Below are 5,175 nucleotides of genomic sequence, written 5' to 3' on the forward strand. Positions count from 1 at the left end.
GCGGCCGGCAAGCCCGCCGCCGCCCCCGGGGACAACAAGGGCAACGCCGGTCTCCTCGGCGGCCTGCCCACCAAGGCCATCGCCCCCAACGGCCTCTCTCTGCCGGGCCTGGGCACCCCCAACATCAAGTGACACGCGCGGAGTCGGACGAGGCGAACGGGCCGCGCACCCCAACAGGGGTGCGCGGCCCGCGCGTTGCGCAACGGACGTCCCGGCGGGTCACCAGGCCTTGGCGGCCGCCCGGGGGCTGCCCTCGGCGGGCATCAGGATCCACAGCGCGAGGTAGAGGACGAACTGCGGGCCGGGCAGCAGGCACGACAGCAGGAACAGCACCCGCATCGTCGTGCGGGACGTCCCGAAGCGCTCGGCCAGACCCGCGCAGACTCCGGCGATCATCCTGTGGTTACGGGGGCGGACCAGCGGAGCGGACATGGCGGGGACTCCTTCGTATCGAGGTGTCGTGGGGGAGGGGGCGTTCCCTCGCCTGACGATGACTCCACGCTACGGCCGCCGTACCGGGCAAAGCGTCACTCTACGGGGCGATCCCGACCCTGGGGATCGTCGGGGTCAGGGCGTGCTCCGCCTCCTCCCGGCGGGGGGTCCGGGTAGGTCCCGCCTCGGCCCTGCGGCGTAGCCGGGCCCGTACCGCCGGGACGACCGCGAGGTGCGCGGCCGTCACCCCGGTGATGTTGAGCAGCAGCGCGTCCACGTCCAGCACCTGGCCCGCCACCCCGCTGCCCACCACCTGGAGGGCCAGCGAGAGCATCGCGCTGGTGAAGACCGTCCGGGCCAGCGAGCCCAGCGTCGACGCCGCGATCCGGCCCCCCGCCCAGGGCAGCAGCACCCCCAGCGGCGCGAACGGCAGCACCCCGGCCCCTATCGAGCGCGCGGCCGCCCAGGGGCTCAGCGCCAGGTCGGCACGGATCGTGGCCAGCGGCTCCATATGCGCGGCGCTCACCCAGGGCGCGGTCAACGGCCGCAGGGCGAGCCAGCCGACCACGAGGAGATGGACGGCCAGGAGGAAACAGCCCGCCACGCGGTAGCGGTGTCGGAGGGCGGGCGTACCGCCGTAGCCATGACGCTGCACGCCCCCCATGACGCCGCACGCGGGGCGCGCGGTTCCGCGTCCGGGTACGGAGAGTCAGCGCCCGTCGGCCGAGGGCAGAGGGCTGCCGTTGCTCTGCACCGTCTCCGGATGCGTACGGGTCTCGTCGGTGCAGGCGTAACTCTTGGGCCGGTCGCCCGACGGCCCGCCCAGGATCACCGTGGGCCGCGCGTCGGCCGCCGGCGTCCCCGCGAACGTGCACACGACCTGCGCGAGCGCGAGCGGGGCCAGGTCGTCGGGGGGCATGTTCAGCCGGAGCGCTCCCGCCGGATCGCCCTTCGCCGGGCCGCTGACGGTCAGCTGCTGGGGGACGGCGGTGGAGAAACCGGCCTCGTCCTCGGCGGGCGAGGGCGGCCGCTTGAGCTCGTCCAGCAGCGCCCGGGCGAGCGCCGCCGGGTCCCCGCCCTCCGGCACGGACACCAGTCGTGTCACGGGGAGTAGCAGCGAGGTGCACAGCAGCTGAACGGACGTGGTGGCGCTGCCCGGGGTCGGCGAGGCCTGCGGGCCGTGCACCACGCACGTGGCCCGCGAGGGCGCGCTCCCGGCGTCCACGGGCACGGCCGTGCCCCGGATGCCACAGCCGGAGAGCCCGGCGGCGAGCGCGAACACCCCGCCCGCCAGGACGGCCGTACGCACGACGGCGGACCGGGCGGACCGGGCGGACCAGGCGGAGCGGATGGAACGGGCGCGACGGATGGAACGACGGGACGGACCGGACCGGCTCATCGGCTCTCCCCTTCGGCTTCGGCCGGGCCCTGCGCGGGCGCCGCGTCACCGGTGGCGTCCGGGGCCGACTCGCGCGGCAGCGTCAGGGTGAAGACGGCACCGCCCTCGGGGGAGTTCTCGGCGGTGATCTCACCACCGTGGATATGGGCGTTCTCCAGCGCGATGGACAGGCCCAGACCGCTGCCCTCCGAACGCGGCCGCGACGCGCTCGCCTTGTAGAAGCGGTCGAAGACGTGCGGGAGGACGTCCTCGGGGATGCCCGGCCCGTGGTCGCGCACCGCGATCACCAGCGCCTCCTCCGTCCGCCGCACCGAGACCCGCACCGGCGAACCGCCGTGCTTGAGGGCGTTGCCGATGAGGTTGGCCAGGATCACATCGAGCCGGCGCGGGTCGAGCCGGCACATGATGCCGCGCTCGGCGTCCAGCTCGACGGCGTCCAGCCAGGCCCGCGTGTCGATGCACGCGGTGATCTGGTCGGCGATGTCCACGTCGTCCAGGACCAGCCGGGCCGTGCCCGCGTCGAAGCGGGTGACCTCCATCAGGTTCTCCACCAGGTCGTTCAGCCTGCGGGTCTCGCTCACCACGAGCTGCACCGCCGGCGCGATCATCGGGTCGAGGGAGTCCGCCTCGTCCTCCAGCACCTCCGTCACCGCGGTGATCGCCGTCAGCGGGGTGCGGAGCTCGTGCGACATGTCGGCGACGAACCGGCGGCTCGCCGCCTCCCGGGAGCTGAGGTCCTCCACCCGCTTCTGCAGCGCCTCGGCCGTCTTGTTGAACGTCCGCGACAGGTCCGCCAGCTCGTCCGTGCCCGAGACCCGCAGCCGGGTGTCCAGCTTCCCCTCGCCCAGTCTGCGCGCCGCGTCGCCGAGCCGCTGCACGGGCCGCAGCACGGTGGAGGCCGCGGCCTGCGCCAGCAGCGCCGAGCCGATCAGCGCCAGGCCGGTGGCGATCCCCAGCGACCAGGCCAGGGAGTTCAGGTCGGCCCGCTCGTTGTCCAGGGACTTCAGCAGATAGCCCGTCGGCCCGCCGCCGATCACCTTCGCGCCGCCGACCAGGTACGGCTTGCCGCCGAGGGTGATCCGCTGCCAGTACAGGTGGTACGGGTAGGGGTTGGACTCGTCGACCTTCCGCTCCCGGTTGACGGCGGTGATCAGCGTCTTCGGCACGACGGACGGGGTGAACAGATCGCGGTCGGAGGGCGCGGCGCAGGTGGCGCCGCCCTTGACGCCGCCGATCAGCAGCACCTCGTACTTCTGCGAGGTGGCCGCCATCCGGTCGGCCGCCTCCTGGAGATCCGCGCACGTGGGCAGCAGCGGCAGCGAACCGGTGTTGTCCTGCAACGACTTGCGGAAGTCGTCCAGGGCGGCGTTCTGCGTCCGGGTGAGGACCGCGTCACGGTTCAGCCAGTACGCGATGGCCGACGCCGACACGGCGGCGGCGAGGGCAACCAGCGCGAAGACCAGCATCAGGCGCAGCCGCAGGCTGATCCACCGCATGCTCGGTTTCAACATGTTCCTGGCCGCCGCCCAGCCCCGCACCCGACCGGGCTCTTCTGTCACTGTCCGCTCTCAGTCCTCGTGATCGTCACTGCCGCCCCCGGAGGGGATCACCGCCCCCGGGAGGGGGTCACCGCCCCCGGAGGGGATCACTGCGGGACGTCCAGCCGGTACCCCACCCCGCGGACCGTACGGATCAGCGTCGGGGAGGACGGCACGTCCTCGACCTTGGCGCGCAGCCGCTGGACACAGGCGTCCACCAGCCGGGAGTCGCCCAGGTAGTCGTGCTCCCACACCAGCCGCAGCAACTGCTGCCGGGAGAGCGCCTGGCCGGGCCGGCGGCTGAGCTCCAGCAGCAGCCGCAGCTCGGTCGGGGTGAGCTGGAGGTCCTGGCCGTTCTTGGTGACCGTCATGGCCGACCGGTCGATGACCAGCGAGCCGAACGACGCCGAGTCGCTGGACTCCCGCTCGCCCCGGCGCAGCACCGCCCGGATCCGGGCGTCCAGCACCCGGCCCTGCACCGGCTTGACCACATAGTCGTCGGCGCCGGACTCCAGGCCGACCACCACGTCGATGTCGTCGTTGCGCGCCGTGAGCAGGATGATCGGCAGCTGGTCCGTCCGCCGGATCCGCCGGCACACCTCGAAGCCGTCGATGCCGGGCAGCATCACGTCCAGCACGATCAGGTCCGGCCGCTGCTCTCGCAGCATCTTGAGGCCCTCCTCGCCCGACGCGGCGGTCACCACACGGTGACCCTGGCGGGACAAGGAGAACTCCAGAGCCGTGCGGATGGCGTCGTCGTCCTCGATCAGCAACAGGAAAGGCACAGTGGTCATTCTGGCCTAAGAGTGGCCGGTAGTTCGACAGAAGGACGCCGCAGCGACCCCGGGCCGGGACCGCAACGGGCGCGGCGAGGCCTGTTGCAGTGCTGTGACAGTCGGCGGACAACGCCATGAAACTGGCCCGGCAGGCTTTGATGCACCGGGCAGGACAGAGGTCCGGGAACCAGCCGGACCGAACTGGCTCCACCGACGGGGGGCGCGAGATGAACGCACTGCACGCCACTGCGATTAGCGCAGTTCGTACGCGCCTGCACGACGCCGGGCGGGGCACCGAGAAGTCCGGTGCCGTGGGCGGGCGGGGGTGCGCTCGCGGCACCGGACGTAACGCAAGGCCGCCGTACATGGTGGCCATCGACGCGATCGCGTACGGGGAGGCCACGGTGGGCGCGGGGGGCGCCGCCACGGCCGACGGGGGGAGCGACACCGGTGTGTCGCGGACGGAGGCGGAGTTCACCGCCTACGTCCAGGAGCGCCGGGCCTCCCTGTACGCGACCGCGTACCACCTGACCGGTGACCGCCACGAGGCGGAGGACCTGCTCCAGAGCGCGCTGTTCTCCACCTACCGCGCCTGGGACCGGATCTCCGACAAGGCGGCGGTCGGCGGCTATCTGCGCCGCACCATGACCAATCTCCACATCAGCGCCTGGCGCCGCCGGAAGCTCAACGAGTACCCGACGGAGGAGCTGCCGGAGACGGTCGCCGAGACCGACGCGATGCGCGGCACCGAACTGCGCGCCGTGCTCTGGCAGGCGCTCTCCCGGCTGCCCGAGCTCCAGCGGACGATGCTGGTCCTGCGCTACTACGAGGGCCGGACGGACCCGGAGATCGCGGAGATCCTGGACATCAGCGTCGGCACGGTCAAGAGCAGCATCTGGCGGTCGCTGCGGCGGCTGCGCGAGGACGAGACGATCGGCTCCGGCCGGGGCGTCCGCGAGTCCTTCGGGGAGCTCGTGGCGTAACGGACCCGGGTCACACGGGGGAGCACGGGGGAACAGCAGGGCCAACG

At 72.8% G+C, this 5,175-nt stretch carries 6 protein-coding genes; 1 reads left to right on the forward strand and 5 read right to left on the reverse strand.

Translation table 11 applies throughout. The features are described 5' to 3' along the window. Positions 1-219: 219 nt before the first annotated feature. The 5 genes from K6I33_RS31545 to afsQ1 all read right to left on the reverse strand — a co-directional run bounded on the left by K6I33_RS31545 (position 220) and on the right by afsQ1 (position 4,154). The gene (locus K6I33_RS31545; RefSeq protein ID WP_229357970.1) at positions 220-432 is read right to left on the reverse strand and encodes a PspC domain-containing protein; all 213 of its coding nucleotides are present in this window, start codon (positions 430-432) and stop codon (positions 220-222) included. Positions 433-532: 100 nt separating this feature from the next. Beyond that, complete coding sequence (locus tag K6I33_RS31550) at positions 533-1,087, reverse strand: VanZ family protein (RefSeq protein ID WP_229357971.1); 555 nt, start codon at positions 1,085-1,087, stop codon at positions 533-535. A 54-nt stretch (positions 1,088-1,141) separates the two neighbouring features. Further along, positions 1,142-1,831, reverse strand: coding sequence for a hypothetical protein (locus tag K6I33_RS31555; protein WP_229357972.1), 690 nt, complete (start codon positions 1,829-1,831; stop codon positions 1,142-1,144). Continuing rightward, positions 1,828-3,327 carry a HAMP domain-containing sensor histidine kinase gene (locus tag K6I33_RS31560; RefSeq protein WP_275126823.1) on the reverse strand — a complete coding sequence of 500 codons (1,500 nt, stop codon included), beginning with the start codon at positions 3,325-3,327 and terminating at the stop codon, positions 1,828-1,830. The genes K6I33_RS31555 and K6I33_RS31560 overlap by 4 nt, the downstream gene beginning before the upstream one ends. Positions 3,328-3,476: 149 nt before the next feature. Continuing rightward, complete coding sequence (afsQ1, locus tag K6I33_RS31565) at positions 3,477-4,154, reverse strand: two-component system response regulator AfsQ1 (RefSeq protein ID WP_229357975.1); 678 nt, start codon at positions 4,152-4,154, stop codon at positions 3,477-3,479. Between the two features lie 218 nt (positions 4,155-4,372). Between afsQ1 and K6I33_RS31570 the strand changes: the two genes are divergently transcribed. Then, positions 4,373-5,128, forward strand: coding sequence for a SigE family RNA polymerase sigma factor (locus tag K6I33_RS31570; protein ID WP_229357974.1), 756 nt, complete (start codon positions 4,373-4,375; stop codon positions 5,126-5,128). Positions 5,129-5,175 lie beyond the last annotated feature (47 nt).

Origin of the sequence: Streptomyces sp. UNOB3_S3, assembly GCF_020740895.1 — a bacterium.
Classification (GTDB): domain Bacteria; phylum Actinomycetota; class Actinomycetes; order Streptomycetales; family Streptomycetaceae; genus Streptomyces.

Coding starts and splice junctions, on each gene's coding strand:
- K6I33_RS31560 (WP_275126823.1), bottom strand. CDS start 3,327: ATGCGGTGGATCAGCCTGCGGCTGCGCCTGATGCTGGTCTTCGCGCTG.
- K6I33_RS31545 (WP_229357970.1), bottom strand. CDS start 432: ATGTCCGCTCCGCTGGTCCGCCCCCGTAACCACAGGATGATCGCCGGA.
- K6I33_RS31570 (WP_229357974.1), top strand. CDS start 4,373: ATGAACGCACTGCACGCCACTGCGATTAGCGCAGTTCGTACGCGCCTG.
- K6I33_RS31555 (WP_229357972.1), bottom strand. CDS start 1,831: ATGAGCCGGTCCGGTCCGTCCCGTCGTTCCATCCGTCGCGCCCGTTCC.